The organism is Cyanobacteria bacterium FACHB-DQ100 (assembly GCA_014695195.1).
Taxonomy (GTDB): Bacteria; Cyanobacteriota; Cyanobacteriia; order Leptolyngbyales; family Leptolyngbyaceae; genus Leptolyngbya.
The window spans coordinates 185,073-211,285 of the sequence record JACJNW010000034.1 but is presented as its reverse complement, the minus strand read 5'-3'; the positions used below and the strand labels follow the sequence as shown (position 1 = coordinate 211,285).

20 protein-coding genes and 1 pseudogene are annotated in these 26,213 nt (G+C 49.3%); 13 read left to right on the top strand and 8 right to left on the bottom strand.

Annotated elements, in window-relative coordinates; all coding sequences use genetic code 11:
• Positions 1 to 31: 31 nt before the first annotated feature.
• Positions 32 to 874, bottom strand: coding sequence for a DUF72 domain-containing protein (locus H6F51_19775; protein MBD1824711.1), 843 nt, complete (start codon positions 872 to 874; stop codon positions 32 to 34).
• A 108-nt stretch (positions 875 to 982) separates the two neighbouring features.
• Here H6F51_19775 and H6F51_19770 point away from each other — a divergent pair, with 108 nt between their 5' ends.
• Together H6F51_19770 and H6F51_19765 are read left to right on the top strand one after the other, a co-directional pair.
• Positions 983 to 1,864 (top strand): M48 family metalloprotease, encoded by an 882-nt coding sequence (locus H6F51_19770; GenBank protein ID MBD1824710.1) that lies wholly within the window; start codon positions 983 to 985, stop codon positions 1,862 to 1,864.
• A gap of 58 nt (positions 1,865 to 1,922) precedes the next feature.
• The gene (locus tag H6F51_19765; protein MBD1824709.1) at positions 1,923 to 2,507 is read left to right on the top strand and encodes a rhomboid family intramembrane serine protease; all 585 of its coding nucleotides are present in this window, start codon (positions 1,923 to 1,925) and stop codon (positions 2,505 to 2,507) included.
• A gap of 35 nt (positions 2,508 to 2,542) precedes the next feature.
• On the opposite strand, the gene H6F51_19760 is transcribed toward H6F51_19765, so the two are convergent.
• A complete protein-coding gene (locus H6F51_19760) occupies positions 2,543 to 3,472 on the bottom strand; it encodes a LysR family transcriptional regulator (protein ID MBD1824708.1) in 930 nt (309 codons plus the stop codon).
• 116 nt (positions 3,473 to 3,588) lie between these two features.
• Between H6F51_19760 and ilvD the strand changes: the two genes are divergently transcribed.
• From ilvD to H6F51_19745, 3 genes are all read left to right on the top strand, one after another.
• A complete protein-coding gene (gene ilvD, locus H6F51_19755; protein ID MBD1824707.1) occupies positions 3,589 to 5,274 on the top strand; it encodes a dihydroxy-acid dehydratase in 1,686 nt (561 codons plus the stop codon).
• A gap of 212 nt (positions 5,275 to 5,486) precedes the next feature.
• Positions 5,487 to 5,594 (top strand): type II toxin-antitoxin system HicA family toxin, encoded by a 108-nt coding sequence (locus tag H6F51_19750; GenBank protein ID MBD1824706.1) that lies wholly within the window; start codon positions 5,487 to 5,489, stop codon positions 5,592 to 5,594.
• A gap of 11 nt (positions 5,595 to 5,605) precedes the next feature.
• Positions 5,606 to 5,986: a hypothetical protein gene (locus tag H6F51_19745; protein MBD1824705.1), complete on the top strand. Its 381-nt coding sequence runs from the start codon at positions 5,606 to 5,608 to the stop codon at positions 5,984 to 5,986.
• A 1,262-nt stretch (positions 5,987 to 7,248) separates the two neighbouring features.
• On the opposite strand, the pseudogene H6F51_19740 reads toward H6F51_19745, so the two are convergent.
• Together H6F51_19740 and H6F51_19735 are read right to left on the bottom strand one after the other, a co-directional pair.
• Positions 7,249 to 8,979, bottom strand: a pseudogene (locus tag H6F51_19740) (glycerol-3-phosphate acyltransferase).
• A 6-nt stretch (positions 8,980 to 8,985) separates the two neighbouring features.
• Entirely contained in the window at positions 8,986 to 9,624 is a 639-nt protein-coding gene (locus H6F51_19735) for an alpha/beta hydrolase (protein MBD1824704.1), read from the bottom strand.
• Between the two features lie 461 nt (positions 9,625 to 10,085).
• Here H6F51_19735 and H6F51_19730 point away from each other — a divergent pair, with 461 nt between their 5' ends.
• From H6F51_19730 to H6F51_19710, 5 genes are all read left to right on the top strand, one after another.
• Entirely contained in the window at positions 10,086 to 12,524 is a 2,439-nt protein-coding gene (locus tag H6F51_19730; protein MBD1824703.1) for a hypothetical protein, read from the top strand.
• Between the two features lie 17 nt (positions 12,525 to 12,541).
• Positions 12,542 to 13,102, top strand: coding sequence for a hypothetical protein (locus H6F51_19725; GenBank protein ID MBD1824702.1), 561 nt, complete (start codon positions 12,542 to 12,544; stop codon positions 13,100 to 13,102).
• A 153-nt stretch (positions 13,103 to 13,255) separates the two neighbouring features.
• On the top strand, positions 13,256 to 14,689 hold the full coding sequence (locus H6F51_19720) for a DUF11 domain-containing protein (GenBank protein ID MBD1824701.1): 1,434 nt from the start codon (positions 13,256 to 13,258) through the stop codon (positions 14,687 to 14,689).
• Entirely contained in the window at positions 14,686 to 18,102 is a 3,417-nt protein-coding gene (locus H6F51_19715) for a TonB-dependent receptor (GenBank protein ID MBD1824700.1), read from the top strand. Before H6F51_19720 ends, H6F51_19715 begins: the two co-directional genes overlap by 4 nt.
• A gap of 438 nt (positions 18,103 to 18,540) precedes the next feature.
• Positions 18,541 to 20,391 carry a DUF11 domain-containing protein gene (locus H6F51_19710; protein ID MBD1824699.1) on the top strand — a complete coding sequence of 617 codons (1,851 nt, stop codon included), beginning with the start codon at positions 18,541 to 18,543 and terminating at the stop codon, positions 20,389 to 20,391.
• Here H6F51_19710 and H6F51_19705 read toward each other — a convergent pair.
• Together H6F51_19705 and H6F51_19700 are read right to left on the bottom strand one after the other, a co-directional pair.
• A complete protein-coding gene (locus tag H6F51_19705) occupies positions 20,388 to 20,927 on the bottom strand; it encodes a DUF456 family protein (GenBank protein ID MBD1824698.1) in 540 nt (179 codons plus the stop codon). The genes H6F51_19710 and H6F51_19705 overlap by 4 nt on opposite strands.
• A 10-nt stretch (positions 20,928 to 20,937) precedes the next feature.
• On the bottom strand, positions 20,938 to 21,780 hold the full coding sequence (locus H6F51_19700; protein ID MBD1824697.1) for a M48 family metalloprotease: 843 nt from the start codon (positions 21,778 to 21,780) through the stop codon (positions 20,938 to 20,940).
• Between the two features lie 189 nt (positions 21,781 to 21,969).
• Here H6F51_19700 and H6F51_19695 point away from each other — a divergent pair, with 189 nt between their 5' ends.
• From H6F51_19695 to H6F51_19685, 3 genes are all read left to right on the top strand, one after another.
• Complete coding sequence (locus H6F51_19695; GenBank protein ID MBD1824696.1) at positions 21,970 to 22,095, top strand: DUF4870 domain-containing protein; 126 nt, start codon at positions 21,970 to 21,972, stop codon at positions 22,093 to 22,095.
• A gap of 110 nt (positions 22,096 to 22,205) precedes the next feature.
• The gene (locus H6F51_19690) at positions 22,206 to 22,574 is read left to right on the top strand and encodes a hypothetical protein (protein ID MBD1824695.1); all 369 of its coding nucleotides are present in this window, start codon (positions 22,206 to 22,208) and stop codon (positions 22,572 to 22,574) included.
• Between the two features lie 27 nt (positions 22,575 to 22,601).
• Positions 22,602 to 22,871, top strand: a complete 270-nt coding sequence (locus tag H6F51_19685) for a DUF2171 domain-containing protein (protein ID MBD1824694.1) — start codon at positions 22,602 to 22,604, stop codon at positions 22,869 to 22,871.
• A gap of 44 nt (positions 22,872 to 22,915) precedes the next feature.
• Here the strand turns inward: H6F51_19685 and H6F51_19680 are convergent, their stop codons facing one another.
• The gene (locus tag H6F51_19680) at positions 22,916 to 24,607 is read right to left on the bottom strand and encodes an ABC transporter ATP-binding protein/permease (GenBank protein MBD1824693.1); all 1,692 of its coding nucleotides are present in this window, start codon (positions 24,605 to 24,607) and stop codon (positions 22,916 to 22,918) included.
• Between the two features lie 87 nt (positions 24,608 to 24,694).
• Positions 24,695 to 26,185 (bottom strand): 4-alpha-glucanotransferase, encoded by a 1,491-nt coding sequence (gene malQ / locus H6F51_19675; protein MBD1824692.1) that lies wholly within the window; start codon positions 26,183 to 26,185, stop codon positions 24,695 to 24,697.
• Between the last annotated feature and the right edge of the window lie 28 nt (positions 26,186 to 26,213).

Here is a 26,213-nt window from a genome sequence, read left to right as displayed (position 1 = left end):
TGTAATCCTCCTAGCGCGTCAGTCTTAGGGCTTAAAATAAGCGCATTTGCGAAGATGGCGGTTCAATCTGATTCCAAGGTAGGGCTGGAACTGAAACCGAATGTTGTTCTAATAATTTCTGAAAAGAACGGGCATTTTGAGGCGATCGTTCTTCAATCGGGCAATGGACAAAGAAGTAGATTTCAGTTCCTTGCTGCAGCGCGCGATCGACCAACTTCACCCATTCTTCCAAGTACACTTGATTGATACTCGGATGGCTAATGTACCGAATTAAACTAAACGGTGCAGTGATATCGGGCTGTAGTGGAACCTGTGGCTTTTTGCGTTCACTTTGCAGTTGTGGATCATCTTCGCATTCATAAATTGGACGAGTATCCAACAGAACTCGACCGATATTTAGCTCTGTTAAAAGCTCATTTAACTGGGTGCGATACGGTTCTCTAAACCATTGTGCATGTCGCACTTCAAGCGCTAAGTTTGCACCTGTCCAACCCCGTAAAAAGGCTTCTAGATCCTTGAAGTTTGCCGGACTATAACTTGGAGGTAACTGAGCAAACAATACGCCTAAACGATCGTCCAATCTCTGCATCAATTCTAGAAATTGCAATGCTTCAGGTAATGACGGCGCGAGTTTTCCGCTATGCGTCAAAGTTTTCGGCAATTTTGGGCAGAACTTAAATCCGTTGGGTGTTTCCGATTTCCAACGATCGACCGTAGTGCGATCGGGAATCGAATAAAACGTGGTATTGCCTTCAACACAAGTAAACCGCCGACTATAAAGATTCAGAAAATCAGAGGGTTTACTTTTAGGTGGAAACAGATCCCCGACCCATTGTTTATACGCCCAAATCGCACAGCCCAAGCGAAACGTCATCGCAAACCATCCTTTAGAAAAACACTGTTTCATTCATCTGATAGAGTCCAAGTCCAACCAGGAATCTGATACTTAAATCGCACATTAGAAAAATTTCTAGGTTAAAAGATGTTTGGCGGAAATCAGATCAGAACAGCGGCGCTGCTCGGACTCTTGAGCGGACTTTTTGTTTTAGCCGGCTACTATCTTGTTGGGAACGAACAAGGTCTTATTCTAGGGCTAATCTTCGCTGCATTCAGCAGTTTAGGTTCATGGTACTACTCCGATCGCGTTGCCTTAGCTTCGTATGCAGCCCAACCAATCGAACGCGCTCAAGCTCCAGAACTGTTTGATATGGTGCAAAGACTCTGCGATCGAGCAGAAATTCCGCTGCCGCGCATCTATCTGGTTCCGACTCAATCCCCAAATGCGTTTGCAACCGGACGCGATCCGAATCATGCAGCCGTTGCCGTGACGCAAGGAATTATCGAACTGTTGACCCCGGAAGAGTTAGAAGGGGTACTCGCTCACGAATTAACCCACGTGAAGAACCGCGATACCTTGACTCAAGCGGTTGCAGGCACGATCGCGGGTGCAATTACCTTTCTCGGTCGGATACTGACTTTTGGGGCGCTGTATGGCCCGGTTTATCGCGACACTCGGCGTGGCACAAACCCGATCGGCTTATTATTCTTGATCGTTCTTGCACCGTTGTCGGCTGCTTTGATTCAGATGGCAATTTCTCGGACTCGTGAATTTGCTGCCGATGAAGGTTCTGCCCAACTGACCCAAAATCCGTCAGCACTGGCGAGTGCCTTAGAAAAACTGGAAACGATCGGTCATCAAATCCCGATGCACGGGAATCCGGCAATGTCGCCGCTGTTGATTGTGAATCCGCTCTCAACCGAAGGATTACAATCGCTATTTCGGACGCATCCCCCAACCGAAGAACGAATTCGCCGCTTGATGCACTACGCTCAAGAAGCAAAATCCCCCGCGATTGCATCCTAGTCCGCAGAGCGTTGAGGACTCTGTGCTAAAACAAGATTACCCTCAACGAAAAACAGTCATGACCCGACGCGATCCAAACGACCCCAATGGTATTGGAGATGAAATCAAAAGCCACATTCTCATCCTGGGCACACTCGTTGGGATTATGTGGATTGTCGAAGTAGTCGATATTGCTCTTGCTGGCAAACTCAACTATCTAGGAATTTATCCTCGCAATGCGATCGGCTTGCGAGGTATTTTATTAGCGCCGTTTCTGCATCGGGATTTCCGACATCTCATCAGCAATACGATTCCGCTTGTGGTGATGGGTTGGTTTGTGATGCTGCGCGGCGTTTCTGAATTCTTTAAGGTCAGCGCGATCGTCATGCTAGCGAGCGGGCTGGGAGTCTGGCTACTGGGCGCACCTGGATTACATATTGGAGCAAGCGGCGTAATCTTTGGCTACTTTGGATTTTTGCTGTCGCGGGCTTATTTTGAGCGGAGTGCTTTGTCGATCGCCATGTCCCTTGCCGTGGGATTACTGTACGGTGGCATTATTTGGGGTGTGCTGCCGGGGCAGTTGGGCATTTCCTGGGAAGGGCATCTATTTGGTTTTCTGAGTGGAATATTTGCTGCAAGGCAGATTTCTCTGCGTCGCTGGTAAGCGCGTGCGATCGCGCTTAGCTCGACAAATTTTATTCAGAAGAGCTGAGGGTGATTTCTGTGCTCATTCACGTAGCGTCTTACAACTTGCAAAAATTCGCGGAGAACCGACGAAGTATGATCGGGTCGCCATACTATTGCCGTCTCAACTAAAGGTGCCGTCTCAGCTAAAGGCATTGCTGACTCCAGAGGTTTGTAAACCACCCCAACTCGTTTCAGGCTTTGTAGTGAGGCTGGAACTAAGGCAATCCCCATCTCGGCTGAGATTAAGCCAATAATCGTCTGCATCTGAATGGCTTCCTGCATCACGTTCGGGCGAAAATTCGCTTGTTCGCAAAAACTGACAATTTGATCGTAAAGACCAGGACCAAGATGGCGTGGAAACAAAATAAACGACTCATCCGCAAGGGAGTGTAACGAAATGGCGGGTTCGGTTGCGAGTGGATGAGATTCTGGCAACGCGACAACCAGCGGCTCTTGCAAAATGTATTCCAGGCTCAAGTGATTATCTTTTAGCGGTGGATGACAAAACCCCACTTCAATTCGATGATTTTGCAAGGCTTCTTCTTGTTGCGTCGTCGTCAACTCCTGTAAGACCAGATTGACTTGGGGAAAACGCTGCCGAAACTGAAACAGAATCGCGGGCAGAATGTCGTACACTACAGAGCTGGTGAATCCGATCGTGAGTGTTCCGGTTTCGCCCCTGCCTGCTCGTTGTGTGTCGCAGACGGCTTGTTCTAGTTGAGCCAGAATCTGATACGTTGCCTGCAATAAAACTTGTCCTGCTTCGGTTAACTGAACTTGTCGCTTCGTGCGGCGGTGAAACAGTTCTACGCCTAATTCTGTTTCCAAGTGCTTGATCTGCTGACTCAAGGGAGGTTGAGCGATGTTTAATCGATCGGCGGCGCGATTGAAGTGGAGTTCTTCCGCAACCGCCACAAAGTAACGAAGGTGACGTAGTTCCATTGATTTGATATGTTTTTCGTCTTAAATCAATCAAAACATATATTGGACAGACACAAAGCGGCTCCCTATACTCCAAGATGAATGAGTTCCGCATATCGAAAAAGAGCGAGAATACTATGCCCGAAAACCTAAGAAGTCAAGCCATTACTCAAGGCGTTCAGCGATCGCCCAATCGCGCCATGCTGCGTGCGGTCGGATTCGGCGACAATGATTTTACGAAACCGATCGTTGGGGTTGCGAGCGCCCACAGTACGATTACGCCCTGCAACATGGGAATTGCACCGCTCGCCTCGGAAGCTGAAACCGGAATTCGTGCGGCAGGCGGAATGCCGCAAGTGTTTGGAACGATTACCGTGAGCGACGGGATTTCGATGGGTACGGAGGGAATGAAATATTCGCTCGTCTCGCGGGATGTGATCGCAGATTCGATCGAGACTGCCTGCAATGCTCAAAGCATGGATGGCGTGTTAGCGATCGGCGGCTGCGACAAAAACATGCCGGGAGCCATGATCGCAATGGCACGGATGAACATTCCAGCGATCTTTGTGTACGGTGGCACGATCAAACCCGGACATTTAGATGGACAAGATTTAACGGTTGTCAGCTCGTTTGAAGCGGTTGGACAATACAGCGCCGGTCGGATTGAAGAATCGATGCTGTATGCGGTCGAGCGCAGCGCTTGTCCGGGTGCAGGGTCTTGCGGCGGGATGTACACGGCGAATACGATGTCCTCTGCATTTGAAGCGATGGGCATGAGCTTGATGTATTCCTCCACAATGTCAGCCGTTGATCCTGAGAAAGCAGAAAATACGGCGCTGGCTGGCAAGGTGTTAGTCGAAGCGATCCGCAATCAAATTCTGCCGCGTGACATTATCACTCGTAAGTCGATCGAGAATGCAATCTCCGTGATTATGGCAGTCGGTGGATCGACGAATGCAGTGCTGCACTTTTTAGCGATCGCGCATTCGGCTGGCGTTCCCCTCACGATTGATGATTTTGAAGTGATTCGTGAGCGCGTTCCAGTTCTGTGCGATCTCAAACCTTCGGGTCGCTATGTGGCAACAGACTTGCACCGAGCAGGCGGAATTCCGCAGGTAATGAAGATGCTGTTAGCGCATGGATTACTTCACGGCGATTGCTTGACGATTACGGGGGAGACGATCGAGGAGCGATTGAGAGATATTCCCGAAGAACCCCGCGCCGATCAAGATGTGATTCGTCCGTGGAACAATCCGATGTATTCGACCGGGCACCTGGCAATCTTGAAGGGCAATCTGGCAACCGAAGGATCAGTCGCGAAAATTACCGGAGTCAAGAATCCGAAGATTACTGGGCCTGCGCGAGTGTTTGAATCCGAGGAAGCTTGTTTAGAAGCAATCTTGGCAAACAAGATCAATGCAGGCGATGTACTTGTGATTCGCTATGAAGGACCCAAAGGCGGGCCTGGAATGCGAGAAATGCTGGCTCCAACTTCAGCCATCATTGGAGCAGGACTCGGAGATTCCGTTGGACTGATCACCGATGGGCGCTTCTCTGGTGGAACCTACGGCATGGTTGTGGGTCACGTTGCACCGGAAGCTTTTGTCGGAGGGACGATCGCGCTTGTTCAAGAAGGCGATGAGATTACGATCGATGCCCACGCCCGATTGCTGCAACTGAATGTGCCTGAAGCCGAGTTGGAGAAACGTCGCGCCGCATGGCAACCCCCCGCACCGAGATATACCAGAGGCGTGTTAGCAAAATACGCTCGATTGGTGTCATCAAGCAGTTTAGGAGCCGTAACCGACTTGGGATTAGAGTAAGTTGACGTGAGTTCGACACAAGTGCTTAGCTGCGTTTGGATCTGCGGATAGCCCCCTAAATCCCCCACGAGTGGGGGACTTTGAACGGGTAGGAAACCTCTTAAACTTGGGGAACCAGCTCCTTTCTAAGTCCCCCAGAATGGGGGATTTAGGGGGCGAAGTAGCTCACATCGAAGCGAAAAAAAACTCATCGAACTGACGTTAAAGAAAGAATGGGCTCAATTCTTTCGATTCCAGTCCACGGTAATCGAGATTTACCTAAGGGAACATTGAAAAGTATTTTGAAAGATGCTGATCTAACGGAAGAAGATCTAGAGTAAGTCACATCTTTATGCAGCCGAATTCAGAATTTCTCACACCCGAAGAATGTATCGAAGTCGATAAAGCGCTGTTAACCTCAAAAGATAAGTTCTCAGCGCGAGTCGCAATTTATTCGTTACGATCGCTCAAAAAAATCGCTCAAGCGTCAGGACAAGCGATCGCAGATTTGCAACCTACACAGATCGAAGATTGGATCTATCAAGATGAAAGCTTACAGGGCGGGATTGATAACGAGTTTAAGAAGTTCTTCTCGAAGCTTGTCGTTGCTTCGATCAATCCCTTAATGCAGATTGCACAGACGAATGGAACACCGATCGAATCGCTGACGGTTCCGCAAGTGGTCGCTTGGTTTGAGGCAAAAGCCAAAGAAGCCCTGAAATCTCAACCTTAGAGAATTTCGATCGTTCCCTGCTGCCCATTAATCCGAACGCGCTGCCCGTCTTGCAGAATTTCGGTCGCGTTCGGAACATCCATCACTGCCGGGATACGATATTCTCGCGCCACGATCGCGCCATGTGAAAGCCGTCCCCCAACTTCGGCAATCAGTCCGCCGACTCTCGCTAGAACGGGCATCCAGCCTGAGTCCGTATAAGGAACGACGAGAATGGTTTCACGATCGACATTAATCGAACCATTGAGCGATCGCAGCACTCGGATTGTTCCCTCGACTTGTCCCGCGCTGGCTCCGATGCCTTGTAATTGGTCTGAGGCTTGCCAAGTGGGGAGTTGGGGAGCGGGGGGATCGTCGCCATAAACGAGTTGGGGAATTGGGGAGAGTTGGCGATCGTGCTCGAATTGCGATCGACGCTGCTCGATCAGTTGGGAAAATTGAGCTTGGAAGTCTGGGTTTGAACCCGTGGATTGCTGGATTTCCGCATAGGTCAGAAAGAAGATGTCACCTGATTCGGAGAGAATGCCGGACTTGAGCCAAAGTTGTTCGATCTCCACAAATCGCCAGCGCAGTTCTGCGAGTAAACGACTGTAAATTTCAGTGACTTTTCCCTTTAGGGCAATGCGTCGCTGAACGCCCTTGTTTTTAATCTGCGGGGTTGCAGGGGCGGGAGCCGGACTTAAGCAAAATTGTTGGAAGAGTTCGCGCACAGGTTGCGGTTGTTCACGCCAAGTTGGGACAGCGATATCGGTTCCGACTTCGCTTAAGTAACCGTATTGGTCGAGGAGTTGATCAAACTGCTTCAGAATGGCTTGTCCCTGATCCGTTTGAGCAAGTTGAACGAACAGATCTTCTTGACTCTCGGAATTTTCTAACACGGATCGCGCAGAAGCCGCCAAATCAGAGAGCGATCGTAGTGCTGCAACTTCCGGAGTGTCTCGGTTATCTAGGTCTTCATCGCGGACTCGAAAGACTGCTTTTCTGAGTGCCGCACTCAAAGGAGCAAGAATGCTGTAATAGGTCGCTCGCTCTAATAGTTCAAGAATTTGCTGAATTTCTTGAGTAATCTGCTGGATCTCTTGAGTGTCAAGCTCAATGTTTTGTGTTCCGGACTGAAATTCTTGTGTTCCAGATCGAAATTCTTGTGTTCCAGATCGAAATTCTTGTGTTCCAGACCGAAATCCTTGTGTTCCGATCGCAAACGTTTCTGCCGAGAACGAGAAATTTCTCAGTTTAAGCAGCATCGGTCTAAAGTAAAGCTGCTCGTCTCGTGCAAAATCCTGCTCCAATCGCATTTCACGCTGAAGCAATCGCAGCAATCCGGGCAAATTTGCGATCGTCGATCGCGTCGGCGGCTTGCTGAACTTCGCCCCTCTGGTTAAAAACTCCAAACTCTCAGCAGGCAATCCCATCCGCCGGAAAATCTGCCCTAACAATGTGGCATTGAAGTAGGCGTGTGAATAGTGTAAGGTTGCCGTTTCAGTAAAATCCAAGCCTGAAGCACGATCGCCAAGCACGATCGTAAAAATCTTTCCCCAAACGCCACAAGTCAGCGGACGATTAATCGACCAGGTTAAGGGACGAATTGCACCGGGAATCACTTCTGCGGCAATTTTGCGTGTCCAGATTGGGGCAAGGGTTGTAATCGATCTCGATTGCAGCACCCACAACGTTTCCCCGTCAAAACTCCACTCAATATCCTGCGGCACTCCATGAAAATGCTCTTCTAAATGCCGCGCTAGGTATGCCACTTGCTGAATTAATCGCCCTGGAACCGTTCCTTTTCCTTCGATTTCGAGCGTCGCATCCTCTGGTAGTCTCCAATCCGCCCCGACTTCTCGCACATTCACCTGATAACTTTCGGGTGTCTCTTGTCCTGAAACCACACGATCGGCAGTCCCCGGTAACGCTTCAATCAATACGCTGTCACCCTGCCGCGTAATCGGATCACGACTAAACGCCACCCCCGAAAACACCCCCCGGACTTGCTGCTGCACCAGCACCACCATCGACGCATCCGAAATTTCTCGATCGCGCCGATACTTCACCGCAGATTCCTGCTCATACGATTCCAAACACCGCAAAATCGCTGGTAAAAGCAAGTCTCGATGCGTAATGTTTGCGATCGATTCATACTGCCCTGCGGCGGAAGCTGATTCAGAATCTTCTCCAATTGCCGACGATCGCACAATCAACGGATTCTCCCGCGAGGGTTGCAATGCTTGAATCAATGGTTTCGGATCATCTCCGGGCAACAAGATGCAAGCATCCGGAACCGGATAGCCCGATCGCTTCAATTCCGAAAGCGTTGCCGCCTTTTGTCCAACTTTCTCCGCTTTCAAGATTTGATCGAGTGTCAGGAGCGATCGATCCTCCCTTAGAAATTGAAACATCGCCTGTGATCCTCTCTGCGCTTGGTCTGGTTTAAGGTTTAAGTCGTCTGGAATCTGGTTATAAATCCACCACAAAAAAGCTGCAAGTGAGATCGCGCTTCCAATCAACGGAGTCTCCGACGGATGCCGCAAGGCTGTGATCAACGGAAACAAAATCAGAACGCCAAACTTGCCCGATCGCCGTTCTCGCAGAATCGTAAACCCAATTCCCCCGATCAAAAATACAAGAAACGAGGTGATCGGATCATGCACCGCATAGCCCCACACCACATTCGTTGTGCCTGCTCCTTTGCCGATAAAATACCGTCCGTAAACCAGCGCAATCAGCGAAATCACTTCCCACTCTGGACGATCGGGAAAAAACGATCGGGCTAACAATACCGCTGCAATTCCCTTAAACGCCTCAGACAATACGGCTAAAATCCCGACAATCTTCCCCCCGTGATAAAACGCGGCTGAAACACTGAGATTTCCTGTCCCCAATTCGGACAGTCGTTTCCGAGCCAGAGCGCGGGTGATCCAACTAATCAGCGGCAACCCTCCCAGAATCGGACACAGAACAAAAATCAGCAGCGAACCCCAAACAGGCATCAACGTCATAGCGCGTTACTTCGAGTCGATCGTTTCCTTGATGTTCGCCCAAAACTTCCAAACTTCCTGCATTACCGCAGAATGAATTCGCAAATCGGGATGAGACACACCAGACAGACAGACAAATTCTGCACCGTGAATGACCGCCGATTCAACGGTAACAACGCCATCGTGTCCGTCACCACAATCGCTTGCCACCACTAAAGTTGGAATTTCTGCGGCAATCCTCTGTGCGATCGCGCTTCGATTAATCCCTAAATCTCTCGCAATTCCAATCCCCCAACCAAACGGATCGACCTTGCGGGCAATATGCGATCCTCCAATCGGCGCACCCAGCAGCACCAACGAATGCACCCGCGGCCACCATTCGGGATGTCGATCGAGCAATTCCACCCATAACACCCCTCCCATCGAAGTGGCAATAATCCGAATCGGCACATCAGGATATTTACTTAACGTATCGCTCACCACCGCTTGAACACTCTGAATCAGCGGTTCTAAATAAAACAAAGTCCTAACCCAGTGCAGTTCGGGTGCAACGATCAGAGTATCTTTCAGATCCAGTGCGTGAGCCAATCGAGCGATCGTCTGACTCCCTGAGAGATCCGTCATGCCATGTTGAGCAAACAGGATGGTTTGGGGCTGAACAGTCATGTTTTCAGACCAACAAGAACTTTCTTCACCTTAGTAGATAAACGGGCGTTGCTGCTATAAACACGGATGCTGGATTTGGACGGATGCAAGGCAACAAAAATTTCCTAAGCAGCTATCAGCAGAAATTTATCGATGTCTAAGCTAGATAGCTTAAGCCAGATCAGTATGCTGTCAGTGATCCAACGGAACTTTTCCGGACTGTGCTGATAACTACAAGCAGCATGGGCACATTTCAATTGTAGATCTGTTCCCTTTGATAGATGTATTACAGCCTTCTGCTGAGTCTAGCAACTTAGAAATTTTGAGCCTGTGCAGTTTTAGATGATTGCGATCGTGCTGAACTTTCGCGGCTGATCCTCTGACTCACTCTCTACTAGCTTCTTCGCTCGATCGCGCCCTCACAAATTCATGGTCGGGTCAAGCTTCATGCGCTCTCTTCAGTTCTTCTCCTGCCGCCCCGTATGAAAACAACCCCTTACCAGCTTTTAGCAGCAACGCTTCTAATCGGCAGTAGCCTTTCTGGGATCAAAGTCGCCCTCGCGCAGACTGTTGCTGACACCGAAATCAGTAACACTGCCACGGCAACCTATTCGGATGGCACAACCACCTACAACGCAACGTCTAACACTGTAACTGTCAGGGTTGCTGAAGTCCCAGGAATCATCATCTCAGCCGACACTCCGAGCAATCTCACTCCGAATGCAGGAGATACGCTCTATGTGGATTTCACCATCACAAACGTTGGGAACGATCCCACGCAGTTTTTCATACCGGGCACAGCTACTCTTTCCGATAGCACTAACTTCTCACTGAATGGGTCTTTGCAAATTGTTGCAGTCAACGGTTCAGATATCACGCCGGTCGCTGTCCCTGCAGGCGGTGGTGCAACTGGAACCTTACTAAGCGCAATCTCAGGAGGAGGCTCGATTCCACCCAACGGGGGCAGTGGTGCAACTGGAACCGTCACCGTTCGCGTTCCGATTCAAGTGAATGGAACGGCTCCCGCAAGCGCAACGACAACGGTTTCTCTAGGTAACACCGCAACGCCAAATGCTCAAAACGTCGATCACACGGGCAATGTAAACAATACGCTTGATGTCTACACCGTAGATAATCCAGACAGCGTCTCTGGTGAGACCGAGGGCGCTCTGACTCAAGTCAACGAAGCGATGGCAACCAGTATTTCGATCACTGTCAATGCTCGCTTGCAAGCCTTCGCCACCCTGCTCAAAGCGGCTTCAAGCTACAGCAACAACAACACACCCTCAGACCTCACAGACGATGCATTAACCTATTCACTAGCGCTCCGGGTGGAAAATCCCACTTCTCCGCCTACGGGTCTAGTTGCTTCGGATCTCCATCCCACAGCGATTAACTTAGATGGCGGAACTGCAAATCAAAACCGCATCTTAGTATCGGATGCAATTCCAACCGCAACCGCGCTGAGTACAGCCACGCCCACCACACCCGACAATACCTGGCAAGTCGTCTACACAACTAGCGCCCTTTCAATTCCCGCCCACCAAGCCAACTGGGTCACAATTCGTCCAAGCTCCGGCACGATTACACGGGTTGGCTTTATCCGATCAACCGCGATCGCCAAAGGTACAACCGTTACAAGCTTCTCATTCTCGGTCAATCCGATCTCTGGCTTTACGGGTGGACGCATTACCAACATTGCTCAAGTGTTTGGTCAATCACAGCCCGGAACTATCGCACCCGGAACTTCCACTCAACTGGTGTACGACGAATCCGGTGATCAATCCCCCAACAACCAGCTAGAAGGCGGCAACCCCGATCCAAACACCGGTGGCGCGACTGCAACCGGACGGGGAATTGGGGATGGAGTCGCAAATCCGGCAAATGATGGCATTGATCCAGGTACCGGAACCACTCCAACCGATACTGCAACCACTAACCAAGGAGATCTCAACGATACAGACGGAGGTGAAGTTACGCTCTATACGATCGCAGTCGCGCCGCTCAATGGCCCGAACGGTCGCCCTGATGCCATCAATACCACCAACAACGACGACTTTACCAACCGATCGATTGTGTTACCTGCGGGTCTCCCTCCAGGATTACCGCTAAACGATAGTCAAACGCCAGCGACAACATTTACCAACACCGTTCGGAACACAAGCGGCAGTCCAGCGACCATCTCCTTGATTCCAATTCCGCCAACTGCGCCAGATAGTCTAGCTACGGGAACGATCGTCACAATTACGGTTGGCTCAGATGTCGCAGCGTATGAATACAACGGCACAAGCTTTGCCTATCAATCAGGCACTAATACTAGCGCCACCAATCCGGTGAAGCTCACAACTGTTGCGGCAGGAGGAACGGCTAACTATACAGTGACGATCGATCTTCCCGGCGAAATCTCCCAGACCACCGGCTACTCCGTTCCAATCTTGGCGTTCATTGATGAGAACAATAACGGTAGCTCATCGAATGAGCCTGGAAACATTACAATCAATCGCCTCTACACCGGATATGTAGAACTTGAAAAAGATGCCCGCATTCTCGCTGGTGCAACCGAGCTTGTGGGATATACAACCGATGAAGCGGCACTGAGCGCAGCCGCGAGGCCCGGACGCATCATCGAATATCGCATTCGCTATCGCAATATCTCGACCCTAGCCCCGAACAATTCCGGTAGTGTTGACCTCCCCGCTAACAACCTGGTGATCACTGAAGATGGTGCAACTGCGCCGAACAATTGGTTCACCTCCACAAGAGACACCGTTGGCGGAACCCTTCCAGGCTCGGCAACTGCAACAAGCGGAGCCATCAGCGGCACTGCCAACAGCGGAGACATTCAAATCTATGTCAATACTCTCACCATCCTTGCACCTCAAGGATCTGGGGAGTTTATTTTCCGCCGTGAAATCAGATAGTTCATCAGGAGTGAAGCATGAAACGGAATTTTGTTTGGGTAGGACTAGGAATTGTGGCAACGGTAGCAATGTTTCCGATCGACGGAACATTCGCTGCGGCAAGATTGCTCGATCGTGGGTTAGCGATTGCTCAAAACTTGAACCAACCGAAAGTTGAACTGCGGCTGATTGCAAAACAAAAGCTAATGCGGAAAGATGCTCACGGCAAAGAGCAAGTGGCTTGGAATGAGTTAACCAAAGATACGATCGTGCAAAAAGGCACAATTCTGAGATTTCAAGTCGTGGCAAAAAACACAGGTGATCGTGCGGCTGAGAAATTAGTAATCACACAACCCGTGCCGAAAGGAACAATTTATGCAATCGGCACTGCGATCCCAAGCGGGACTGAAATCAGCTACAGCATTGATGGCGGTAAAACCTTTAGCGCAAATCCGCTAGTACAGATGACTTTACCCGATGGCAGAACTGAGATGCAGCCCGCACCTCCCGAAGCCTATAGCCATGTGCGCTGGACTTATGCAAAATCGATCGCACCCAAGAAGGGTCTAGAGATGACCTACGACGTAAGCGTTCGGTAGATATTTAGGACTTTGATTGCTTTGGTCAATCAAAGTCCGCTTCCCTGAAAATCCTACGCATTCAAGACTGTGAACTCATCGACCCTCCCGAAAGTGCAGCAGTTTTCCCGCGCGCTCAAAACGCTCAAAACGCTCAAAACATTGAGTGCCGCGATGTTACTTTGCGCTGTGAGTGCTTTCGCGACTCCTGCACAAGCTCAAACAAAGACCTCGACGATTACCAACCGCGCAACTTTTACTTACAACGATCCAGCAGGCAATTCATTTAGCAGTGTGACCAATCGGCTTCAGCAGGGCTTAATTGATCCTCTAGGGCGGATTACAGGCTGTGCAGGGGAAGCATTGTCAAGCTATTCAGGGTTTAGTGTGAGTGTGTATGCAGCAGATGCGTCTGGAGTTGAACTTGGCTCACTGGTGTCGCTAACAAAAACTGAACTTCCAGACATTCCGAACAATGGCGTTTCTGCTGGACTTGATCCAAACCGTCAAAATAGCAATCCGTTCTTTCTGAGTGCTAACAGTGATGGTCGATATAACTTTCTGCTCGATGATGCACGGGGACAGTTAGCGATCGGCAGGCAATACATTCTGGTGATTAACCCGCCTCAAGGCTCGATTTACAGTCAGCGTCGAGTGCGATTAACGATTACAGGTCGCAATGGACGGCAGGTGTCTTACACTGCGGTTTCGCTCGATGGTAGACCCTTGAGTACAACCACAGGAGTCAACTCCATTGATGGACAGTTAACGATTCAAGATGCAGAGCAAGTGGGATTGTCGCTGGCTGCGATCGACTTAGATGCCACTCTCTGTCAGGCGCAAGCCATTCAACTTGTCAAAACGGCTGATCGAGCGACTGCAGTATCCGGAGACACGGTACTGTATCGACTATCTGTTCGCAGTTTAGCGAGTGCTTCTGTTAGTAATCTTACGATCACAGATGTATTACCGCTTGGCTTCCGATTCCGGGAGAACAGTGCAAAAGCGGAATTTCAAAACACGATTGTTCCGGTTGCTGCGATCGAGAACGGTTCTACGATTACCTTTACGCTGCCGAACATTACCTTACCTCCCAGCACCGGCACACAGGCTCCAGTTCTCAATCTGGTGTATGCAGCAACATTAACCCCAGATGCCATTCGTGGCTCAGGGCAGAATCGCGCTCTAGTTCAAGCGACACGATCGGACAATCAGGACATTGTGAGAGATGGCCCCGCGCTACATCGGCTCCGGGTTCGCAACGGCATCTTAACTGACTGCGGAACGATTATGGGTCGGGTGTTTGAAGATAAAAACTTTGATGGGGAACAACAGCCCGGAGAGCCTGGAATTCCAAATGCAGTAATTTTTCTGGATGATGGCAATCGCATCACCACAGATGTCAATGGATTGTTCTCCGTTGCGAATGTGCTAGCGGGCAATCGCATCGGCGTTTTAGATCTGACGAGCATTCCAGGTTATACCCTTGCGCCGAATCCAAGATTTGTTGAACGCAATAGCCAATCTCGCTTAGTTCGGCTTGCTCTGGGTGGATTGGTGCGAATGAATTTCGCGGTTACGCCAGCGCAACGGGAGGCGAGAAAATGAAAATCCGATCGGGTTACGCTTTCTGTCTGATTCCCTTGCTGGCGATCGTGTTCAAAGTTCCGCAAGCTGATGCCACTCCTGCTTCAGTTCAAACCCAGTCTCAACCAGCGCTAAAATTTGTTTCTCCTGCGGTTAACAATGTTCTCGACTTGCCGTCTGCAACGGTTGTGTTGCAATACCCGAAGGATGCAAAAGTTGAACTGTTTGCCAATGGTGAGCGAGTGAGCGATCGCTTGATTGGACGCACAGAAACGAGCAGCACTACGATTACACAAGCTTGGTATGGAGTTGCACTCAAAGACGGCAAGAACACCTTAACCGCTCAAACGATCGTTAATGGCGGAAAAGGTGCAACGGCTACAATCGACATACAGGTTCGGGGCGAGGCAGCTAGACTCACTGTGAGTTCCGTTGAATCGCGTATTCCCGCAGATGGTCGATCGACCGCAACGATCGAAGGTCAGGTGTTAGATGCTCAAGGCAATCTCTCAAATCGAGAAACGACTGTTACCTTATCAGTAACCGCAGGCGAATTTATAGGTACAGATGCCGACAAAGAGCAGCCTGGATTTCAGGTGAAAGCACAGCAGGGAAGATTTACCACAACTTTGAGAGCGGGACTTGAACCGAGAGCCGTGACAATTCAGGCGCGGGCAAATGCGTTAGAAGCTTTCTCGCAGCTAAATTTTGAAACCGATCTCAGACCCTCGATCGCAACGGGTGTGATTGATTTGCGCTTTGGCAGACGTGGAACAGACTACTTTGGCAGGCTGAGAGATTTTAATCCCGAAGATCGAAACAATCCTTACCGAGTGGATGCACAAGCGGTAGTGTTTGCCACAGGTCGGATCGGAACCTGGTTGTTTACCGGAGCGTTTAACAATAGTAGAACGCTGAATGAAACCTGCGATTCAACGGCAAGGTTATATCGCGATATTCAACCCTGCGATCAGAACTATCCGGTTTATGGCGATAGTTCTTCGACGACTGCAATTACACCCTCACGCGATAGTTTATTCCTCAGATTTGAGCGCACTTCTCCCGTTTCAGGAGCAGGGATAGACTATGCAATGTGGGGAGATTTCAATACCGAGGAATTTGCGCGACGATCGCAAACCTTCACCGCAACAACACGCCAGCTCCACGGCTTCAAAACGAACTACAACATCGGCAATCTTCAGATCACAGGAATTTTTGCCGACAACTTAGAAGGCTTTCAGCGAGATACAATTCCACCCGATGGCACAAGCGGTTTCTACTTTCTATCGCGCCGATTGTTGCTCGAAGGTAGTGAGAATGTTTTTCTCGAAACTGAAGAACTGAATCGACCGGGAACAGTGATCGATCGACAAGCCCTAAGCCGGGGTGCAGATTATGAGATTGACTACGATCGTGGCTCACTATTATTCCGTCAGCCAATTTTAAGAACCGACATTGGTGTAAACGGTGAAACACTGGTTCGCCGGATTGTTGTAACCTATCAGTACCAACAGCGTGGATCGAATAACAATCTTTACGCAGGACGATTACAGTACAACTTTGCGCGAGGACTCGATCGTGAAAGCTGGGTCGGTGCAACCTATCTGCAAGAAAATCAAGGGGTACGTCAATTTGAATTATTTGGAGCCGATGCACTACTAAGATTCGGAACATCTACACAACTGATTGCCGAATATGCTCATTCCGAAAATTCATTAGACTTAGGTAGTTCAGTTCGCGGTTCAGCCTATCGCCTTGAACTCAACAGCCAAATTGCTCAGGGTATCTTTGGGCAAGCCTACTATCGTAAAACTGATGCAGGCTTTAACAACAATGCAACAACGAGCTTCACACCCGGACAAACTCGCTATGGCGCACAAGTTTCTGCCACCGTTTCTCCGACTACCAATGTTAGAGTGCAATACGACAAAGAAGACAATACTGGAATTGCCCCCCGTCCTCTCACGCTGATCGATGAATTGTTGGCTCCTCGCACAGCTCCGATTCCTGGATCGCGAGTAGACAATTCTCTGACAACTATTACAGCAGGGATAGAGCAACGCTTCGGAACTGCAAGCTTTAGCTTAGATTGGCTGTATCGCGATCGCCAAGATCGCCTAACTCCTGCAATCTTCTCTGGAAGCTCTGAACAATTGCGATCGCGGCTCACGTTTCCTCTGACTGAAACCTTAGCCTTCCTGGCTCAGAACGAAACAACTTTATCCTCGGGAATTGATCCAGTCTTTAACGATCGCACTTTACTCGGCTTAAACTGGCAAGCACTCCCAGGAGTTAGAGTCCAGCTTGCTCAACAGTTCTATCATCGCAGACAGTTTGCCGGTCAATCGCTGACCAATCTCAACGTGTTAGGTGAACACAAGCTATTTCGGGACACTACCTTAACCGGACGTTACACGCTGTTGGGCGGGGCAAATGGCACGAACATTCAAGCGGCGCTCGGACTGAATCAAATTCTCAGAATCTCTCCTGGGCTGAGGGCAAATCTTGCATACGAGCGCGTGTTTAGTACGATTTCCAGTCGCAGTGCCGCAGGAACTATCTTCGCACAACCGTTTGCAGTCGGACAAAGTGCTGCAAGCTTAGGCTTAGAAAGTGGAGATAACTATAGTATTGGGCTGGAATATTCGGATGAGTCCCGCTTTCAGGCGAGTGCCCGCTTTGAGCGTCGAACTTCCTCAGCAGGTGCAAATACTGTGATTTCAGCAGGTGCCGCCGGAAAAATTAGCCCTGCGCTCACTGCACTGTTTCAGTATCAACAAGCCAATGCCGCGAATCAAGCTTTAGTGGGACTCGATGATACAAAGACGTTAAGACTAGGACTGGCATATCGAGACCCGAACGACGATCGCTTTAATGCTTTACTCCGCTACGAATACCGCAAAAATCCCTCAACAATTCCCGATACGATTCTGTTTGGGAGCGGCACAGGCACAACCGAAAACCTGTTTGCACTTGAAGCGATCTACGCTCCGAACTGGCGTTGGGAATTCTACGGAAAGTTTGCCCTGAGAGAGAGCACTTCGTATCTAGCGAGTGATTTAGCTGGAACCAGCACTGTTACCTTGGCGCAAGGTCGGATGGTTTACCGATTGGGCTATCGCTGGGATGTCGCTGCTGAGGGACGTTGGATCGGACAATCGACCACAGGCTTTAACGAACTCGGTTGGGCACTCGAAGCAGGATATTATCTCACGCCAGATCTGAGGCTTTCAGCAGGTTATAGCTTCGGACGGGCAAACGATCGCGATTTTACGGGTTCGCGATCGACCAGTGGGCTGTATGTTGGCGTAACCCTGAAAGTGAACGAACTGTTCAACGGCTTCGGGTTGCAACGGTTCCCCAAACCGCAAACGCCGCCCGAACAAAAAACCGTAATGCAATCTGACGCAAAAGCCCCCTCTCAGTCTCACTAGATTACTGTTATGTCTTGCTTACTTCAACTGCTTCTAATGCTCAGAAAGCCTTCTCAACATCTTGGAAGGATAGGAACTCTTATCGCTTGTCTTTGGCTTACTGGAACGCAAGTAGCACAAGCAGAAGGCAGCCGCACACTTTATCCTTCGGGTGCAACCGGGAATCGATCAAACTTAGAGTGGCGAATGGACTCGCTCTATGGTGGGCTGTTAACACGGCGCACATTACTGAAAGTCTATGCGGTTCAAGGCGAAAATATCTTGCTTGGCTCAAGTAACACTAGGAGTAGCGCTGAAATTCTAGTATTCAACCCTGGTCGTGTTACAGGTCAGAGCGGCAGTGAAACAGTTCCAGCTTCTTCGTCGGCTGACTTTCGATGTTCTGCTCAACGCACGAACTTAGGTAATCCAGCGCGAGGACGCATTACAGACCGCACCATGGAGTTAGCAGGTCCTCAATCGATTTCTGGAACAGGGAACACTAGCGGCTATGTTCCTTGTTATTACACCGCTCCAAGAACCGGGGTTTATGATGTTGTTTTTTTTGGTCCAAATACAACCCAGGGCAACCCGGATGGATCAATCAACAACTTCAGTACCGACAATAATAGTCAAGGAAACAGTGTTGCGGCTTGGGATGTTACGGTGAGAAGCAATGACATCAATTCCACGCAGGATTTCCCTGGACGATTATTTACTTACTACTTGACACTATTTACCGGAGGAAACCGACGCTTCCTCAATTTCTCAATTTATCCCGTTACCAATGATGGCTATCAATACAGGATTACCTTACGGGGACTTGATCCAGATGGATTTGTCGTTTACGGTAACCAGGTTGGTTTCTTTGACAGCGATGGTAAGACACCGCTCTATCGTGATGTCATTGGAGGAGATGAAAACTTAGCTGACCTAGAGAGTGGGGTTAGTCTTGCTCGTCCTCAGTTTGCGACATTTCTTAATCTGCCGAATCAAGCCGCTTTATCAGCAGTGACTCGTTACGATATTAATGGAAACCAACTTCTAGGTAGCATTCCGTTAATTCCTGTCCGACCTAGTGTCAGTGATCTGAAATTTCTCGGCAAATTCAATCAAAATACGAGCGTTGTCAATCAGGGCGGAACCTTCACCTTTAACAGTTCGATCGCAGGCAACTATCAATTAGTGATTAGCCGTGATGGAATTGATTTTGATCCGACGAATCCCAATAATCGGGCGCTACGTGGAGTTATGTTTAATTTGGGGATACAATCTGTAGACTGGAATGGGCAAGATAATAGCGGCGTTGCTTTTCCAGTCGGAACTTATCCTGCTCGAATTCGAGTCCATGCAGGTGAGTATCATTTTCCGCTATTAGATGCTGAAAACAATGTCAATGGTGGTCCTACAATCGAGTTGCTGAACGAGACGAATCCGCTTGGAAGATACCAAGCTTTCTACGACGATCGCGGCTATCGAACACTCGCAGGCACAACCGTTGGCACCGTGGGTCAAGTTCTTTGCGCTGCTACGGGAACAACAAGACCTTCTCCCCCCGCCAGCAACGCGATCACCGGGTTTGATAGTCGAGGAAGCGAGCGCAGCTTTGGTGTCTCAACAAACACACCTCAGCCCAATCAGAGATGTGGAGGTTCGTTTGGAAACACCAAGGGCTTAGATATCTGGACTTATTTTCCCAGTAACACAGAAACCGCGCCTGTCAGAATCATCGACAATCCCTCTGCAAATTTACGATTGGTGAAACGTATTACTGCGCTGAATAACATTGCTTACACGGATGTGATTGATGATCCAGCAGACTCAAGCGATGATAGTTCTCGCAACTGGACAATGAACTATATTGTAGGTCGCACTGGGAAAGGCATTACTGCGGCAGATTCCGTTCCGGTTAAACCCGGTGATAGCTTAGAGTACACGATTTACTTTCTCTCAGATGGAAGTAGTGCTGCTCAGAATGTGACGATCTGCGACTTGATTCCACCGAACACAACGTTTATTCCGAATACCTTTAATACCAGCACACCGAAGGATAGCCCCACATCTGCAGGCAACTTTGGGATGCAACTAACGATCGACAGCGCCACGGTCTATCTCAGTAATGCCGATGATGTACCCGATCGAGGGCAGTTCTTTGCACCGGGAACTGCTGCTCCTTGTGGTGCAAACGGAGCATCGGTGATTGTTCCAAATGGGGCAATCATGCTGAAATTAAACAATCTTCCCCATGCCACCACAAAGGGCACTCCGAATTCGTTTGGCTTTATTCGGTTTCGAGCGAGAGTGAATTAAGCCCACATCACCGATGACCAGGTTGACCAGACAAAGATGCCAACGGCTGCGATCGCTAACACAACTTCGATTAAGTTTCCGATCAGTGCGCCAAAGCCGATCGCGAGACTCACTTTTCCCGCCGTTTTAAGGCGTTCTGAGGCTGGGAGATTGCGGCGATAAAGATACTCACCGATAAATCCACCCAATAGACCGCCGACGAGGATTCCAGCAATGGGGCCGCCAAGCGGCAACGCAGGCAACAACCCAAAAAAGCCGATCGCCATGCCCGCAAGCATTCCATACTGGCTCCACTTACTCGCTCCTGCTTGTTTGGCTCCCCAGTAAGAGCCGAGCCATTCTACAACAGCACTGAGAATCAGCGCCACGAAGATCAATCCGAGCGGCAGTAGCGGAATGGCAAACTTTGTCACCACACACCACACTAAAATTGCTGCCAGAATTAAGCTAGGCCCCGGCACTCCGGGTAACACTGCTCCCGCAACTCCAACTAGCATTACCGCGACTAATACCCAGTACAAAATCATTAGATTCATAGTGTTTCTCCTATCTGCGGCGAACCGTTTGAGCAAAGCGATCGCGCCCGTCTTCTAAGTTCGGCGGAATGCCTTGAGGAAAGGACTTTTGAATCGCCGCTTTCAAGGTCTGTAAGCGATTGCCGGGATCGGGATGAGAACTGAGAAACTCTGGTTTTCGTCCCCCCGAACTCTGCGCCAAAATTTGCATGAGTTCGAGAATGCCGCGCGGGTCGTAGCCTGCTTGAAGCATGAATTTTAGTCCGAGTCGATCGCTTTCCGCCTCATCCCGGCGACCGTAGCGGAGGTTAACAAGCTGATTTGCGGCTTGAGCGATCGCGGCGGCTCCCTGTCCGCCATCTTCTCCACCACTTGCCGCAACTCCGATCGCGTTCACCAGAGAAACACCAAGCTGCTGTTTGGCGAGATGCTCGGCTCCGTGTCGCCCAACTACGTGACCGACTTCATGCCCTAATACGGCAGCTAGCTGCGCTTCTGAGCTCATTCGTCCTAGAAGTGCTGCGGTAATGAAGATTTGTCCACCTGGAAGCGCAAAGGCATTGACTGTCTGGGAATCGCGCAGCAGATGGAACTCAAACGGGTAGGGCGCTTTAGCAGCCTCCGATCGCTGAACCACCCGTTCACCAACTGCATCGATGTAGTCTTGCAGCGATTGCTCAGGGAAAAGTCCGCCGTGCCGAGCTGCCATTTGCTGACGGCTTTGCAGTCCGAGCGCGATTTCTTGTCGGGGCGACAGTTGAACGCGCTGGTTTTCGCCCGTAACGGGATTGACATTCGTTGCCCCGAAGTAGCTAAAGAGACTCCCAACCGCAAACACCAGCCCTAAGATTAACCGAATTAAAACACTCACAATAGTCGTTAAAAAGATGCGATCGATGTATTTTGAAATGCTCTAATGAAATAGATCAATCAGCCTAGAGATACAGTTCCTTGTCGACTTTGGGCGCTATTAAACACATTAGATGGATTTTACGACTTGCATGGTTGCAATTACAGGTGCATCCCCAAATCAGACTATTTTTGGTACTGTTTTTGGTTGCTAGTGGTTGGTGTAGCGGCGCTTGTGCTGTTCACGGGATTTATGATTGTGGTAATCAGCTTTGCTGCCGTGAAAGCCAGCCGAGGACAGTCGTACCGCTATCTGTTCAGGATGCAGTTTTTGCAGTGATTGTGATTCACTTCAGACGCAGGGTGGAATTGAATCTGTCTTACAGGAGAAGCAGTGACGATCGCAGCAGCTTAGAATGCGACTCAGCTTTTATCTAAAGAGGTTAAATGATGCCTATCGTTTTATCGGCATTGCAGCGAGGGTTGCGCCGAACGATCGCAGTCGTGTCGCTCGTTGCATTGTTTACTGTATCTAACTTTGTATTTCTAAACTTACCGAGCTACGCTGCACCCCCGTCTTCGTCCTCTTCGATTAGTGCCGAAGAGCAGATCGATCGGGCGTTTGAAGAAACTGAGGCAGCAGGGATTCAAGAAGAGATCTATCAACAACGTCTGCAAGAAGGACAAGACCCTGAGAAGATGCCCGGACCGTTTAAACGGATTGTGGATGCGGAAGGAAAGGAAGTTCCTGAAACCAGCTTGATTGAGACTTCAGTGAGCAAAGTACGGGAACTGACCCAGAAAGTTACGGGCAAATAAACCATTTTTTATATCGAGGACACAATCGTGGACATTTCTAAAATTAGAGCAGATTTAGCAATTTATGCTGAAGGCCCTGGCGGTTTGGATGGCGCATCAGATGTGCACATCGGAACTGTAGATCAAGTTGAGGGCGGAAAGTATATCAAAATGAAAAAGCTTGATTCTCCCGATCGACAGCATCATTGGTTTCCTGTCACTTGGGTTCGGGCAGTCGATGAAAGTGCTGTGTTTTTGAACAAACGGATCGATGAAGTGCTTAAAGAGTTGATGAATGAGGCTCCGGCGGAAGTCTAGTTTTTCAGAGCGGCCCGATCGTTTGATCGGAGCCGCTCTTTGTTTCAATTGCTAACTTCTTGCGGATGTTTTAATTTCCAGGTTTTGTCCTGCGAGAATTCCAGAATGGCTTGATGATATTTTGCTAATGTCGATCGATGTCCCACACTGAGGAAAGTTGTCCCAACTCGCTCTAAATGCTCGTATAATCGCTCCTCGTTTGCTTGATCTAAAGCGCTGGTGGCTTCATCGAGAATGGCATAATCTGGCTTATTCAACAGCAATCGAGCAAAGGTAAGGCGCTGTTGTTCTCCCAGCGATAAGACATCTGACCACTCTTGTTTTGCTCCAAAGCCCCCGAAGCGATCGGCTAAATCCGCTAAATTAACTTGCTCTAATATCTGTTGTAGCTGAGCATCTTCGATTTCAAGGTCGGAGTTTGGATAAAGCAACTGATCGCGCAAGGTTCCCAACACCATGTAAGGACGTTGCGGTAAAAATAGAACCTGATTTAAATTGGGACGCACGATCGTTCCAGTCCCAGCGTTCCATAAGCCTGCGATCGCTCTTAATAAAGAACTTTTACCGCAGCCACTTGCACCCATGACTAAAAGCCCTTGCTGTTTGGGAAGCTCGATTGATAAGTTTTCAACTAATGTCCGTTGTCGGTTTGGAGTTTGAAGGGTTAGGTGTTCGATCGTGATGCGATCGTCTTCGGTGGTTTGAATGATTGCTTGTTCATCTACAGCATCTTTTTGTTCTAAAAATTCTGCAAAGCTGGATAGACGATTAATTCCAGCCCCAAAGGTTGTTAACGCTTGGAATCTTGCAACAACAACATTGAGCGAGAAGAACACTCGAACAAACGCGCCTTGAGCTTCAGTCACTTTACCCACTTCCATCTCTCCCGCAAAGATTGCAGGAGCAACGACTAAAGCAGGCAGAATAAACGGAATAAACTCATACGCATTCGTCAACACATTCAGATTGAGTTCCCAAATCAGCAGCCGTTTCACATTTTCAAATACTTCAAGAAACCGCGCTTTGACCTGGTTCGATTCTTGTTCTTCGCCCCGATAGAACGCGATCGCTTCAGCATTCTCGCGAATCCGCACCAAGCTAAATCGAAAATCTGCTTCTTTTTTCAGTTGCTCAAAATTCAGCCGCACCAAAGGCTTACCAAAGACAACGGTGGTTACAAGCGTTCCTGCCAGCGCATACAACACTAGAAAAATCACTAGCGGTTTAGAAATGCCCCAAAGCACCCCGCTAAAGGCAATCACCGAGAGAACCGATTCAACTAGAACCAACAAAAAGGCAAGCGACTCTTGCGTAAAGCTCCGAACATCTTCAGCGATTCGCTGATCGGGGTTATCAATTTCAGGTTTTGCGGTCAGTTCATAATAAGCCCGATCGTTAAAGTAACTATCCACAAAGCGCGTCGTTAGCCAACGTCGCCACTGTAAGCTGAGACGATCGCGTAGATAGCGATAGCCTGCAAGCAATGGCGCATAAATTACCAGAACAGCAATAAACACAAACACGGTTTGCCAGAATCGCGATTCATCACGGGCAGAAAGCGCGGAAATTAACACGCCTCGCTTGTTGTTCAGAATCACGCTCAAACCCGTGTACGCCAGCAAAAATAGCACCACACTCAGCAACAAGCCTCTTGCCTGCCACTTTTCGTTCCCTTGCCAGTAGGGTTTCGCGATCGTCCAGAATTGTCGAAAACCGCTCAAGTTCAATCGATCCATGTATGCTGTCCTAGAAACGCTGCAATTGATTTATTGATTTACAGCGTAAGCGGAACCCTGCAACTTGAAACCTTCTTGCAAGATGATTTATGACTTCAGCCGACTGTAGCAAGCGGTCATCGATCGCAGCTTTTCCGCCAGTTCATCGGTGAGCAGTTCAGAGCTTGGATATCGCCAGCGCCAATTGCCTGCATATTGGCTCGGATCATTCATGCGCGATCGTCCATCCAGTCCTAGAATGTCTTGCAGCGCTGGAATTGCCCAAACCGACACAGACGCAAACGCCATCCGGACTAATGCCCAATGAATGTTTGTCTCATCCGGAGTATAGCCAATGTACTGCGCGAAGAATTCTTTTTCGTGCGGTGTTGCTGTGTTCCACCAGCCGATCGCAGTATCGTTATCGTGTGTCCCAGGATAAACGATGCTGTTTTGAACATAGTGATGCGGTAGATGTGTGTTGTTTGCATCATCACTAAAAGCGAACTGTAGAATCTTCATGCCGGGGAAATTGAAGCGATCGCGTAGCTCCTCAACTTCGGGGGTAATAATCCCAAGGTCTTCCGCCAGAATTGGCAATTCGCCTAAACGCGCTCCCAAGGTTTCAAAAAACTCGGCTCCCGGTGCTTCGATCCATTCTCCATTGATCGCCGTTTCTTCACCGGCGGGAACTTGCCAATACGCTTGGAAGCCTCGGAAATGGTCAACTCGAACAATATCAACATACTGCAAAGTGGTTTGAAAGCGCTGAATCCACCACTCATATTTGCTTTTCTGGAGTTGATCCCAGTCATAAACGGGATTTCCCCAAAGCTGCCCAGTGGCGCTGAAATAATCTGGTGGAACACCTGCAATAAAGGTCGGCTCAAACGTGTCTCGATCGAGCTTGAAAATCTCTGGATGCGCCCAGACGTCGGCGCTGTTATGGCAAACATAGATCGAAATATCACCAATAATCTGAATGTTCTTAGCATTGGCATAGTGCCGCAACTTCATCCACTGTTCAAAGAACTTGAATTGTAGAAATTGATGAAACTGGATGGCTGGCTGCAAGGCTTCAGTTGCCGATTTAAGAGCATCAGGATCGCGTTTTGCTAGTCCTCGATCCCAGTGATGCCAATCTTTTCCAGGGTTGGCTTCAAGTAATGCCATAAACAATGCAAAATCATCTAGCCACTGGGATTGCTGCTGGCAAAAGTCCTTGAAATCAGGCTGTGGCTTGAAGCGATCGAACGCTAACTTCAGCAGTTTGGTCTTGTAAGGAATCACGCGATCGAACTCAACTCGCTCCCGTCCCCCTTCAATCGGGATCACTTCTTCGGGCTTCAGTAATCCTTCTTCGGCAAGCTGTTCCAAGCTAATCATCAATGGATTACCCGCAAACACGCTGAAATTCATGGTGTAGGGTGAATGTTCGTAGCCGGTCGGAGCCAGCGGCAAAATTTGCCACAGCGTTTGACCACTTTTGGCGAGAAAATCTACAAACTCATATGCAGATCGCCCTAAATCCCCAATGCCAAAGTCACTCGGTAAACTCGTCGGATGCAGAAGAATTCCGCTCGATCGCTGAAACATCACCCATTCTCCACGCTTGCCATCGCTGAAC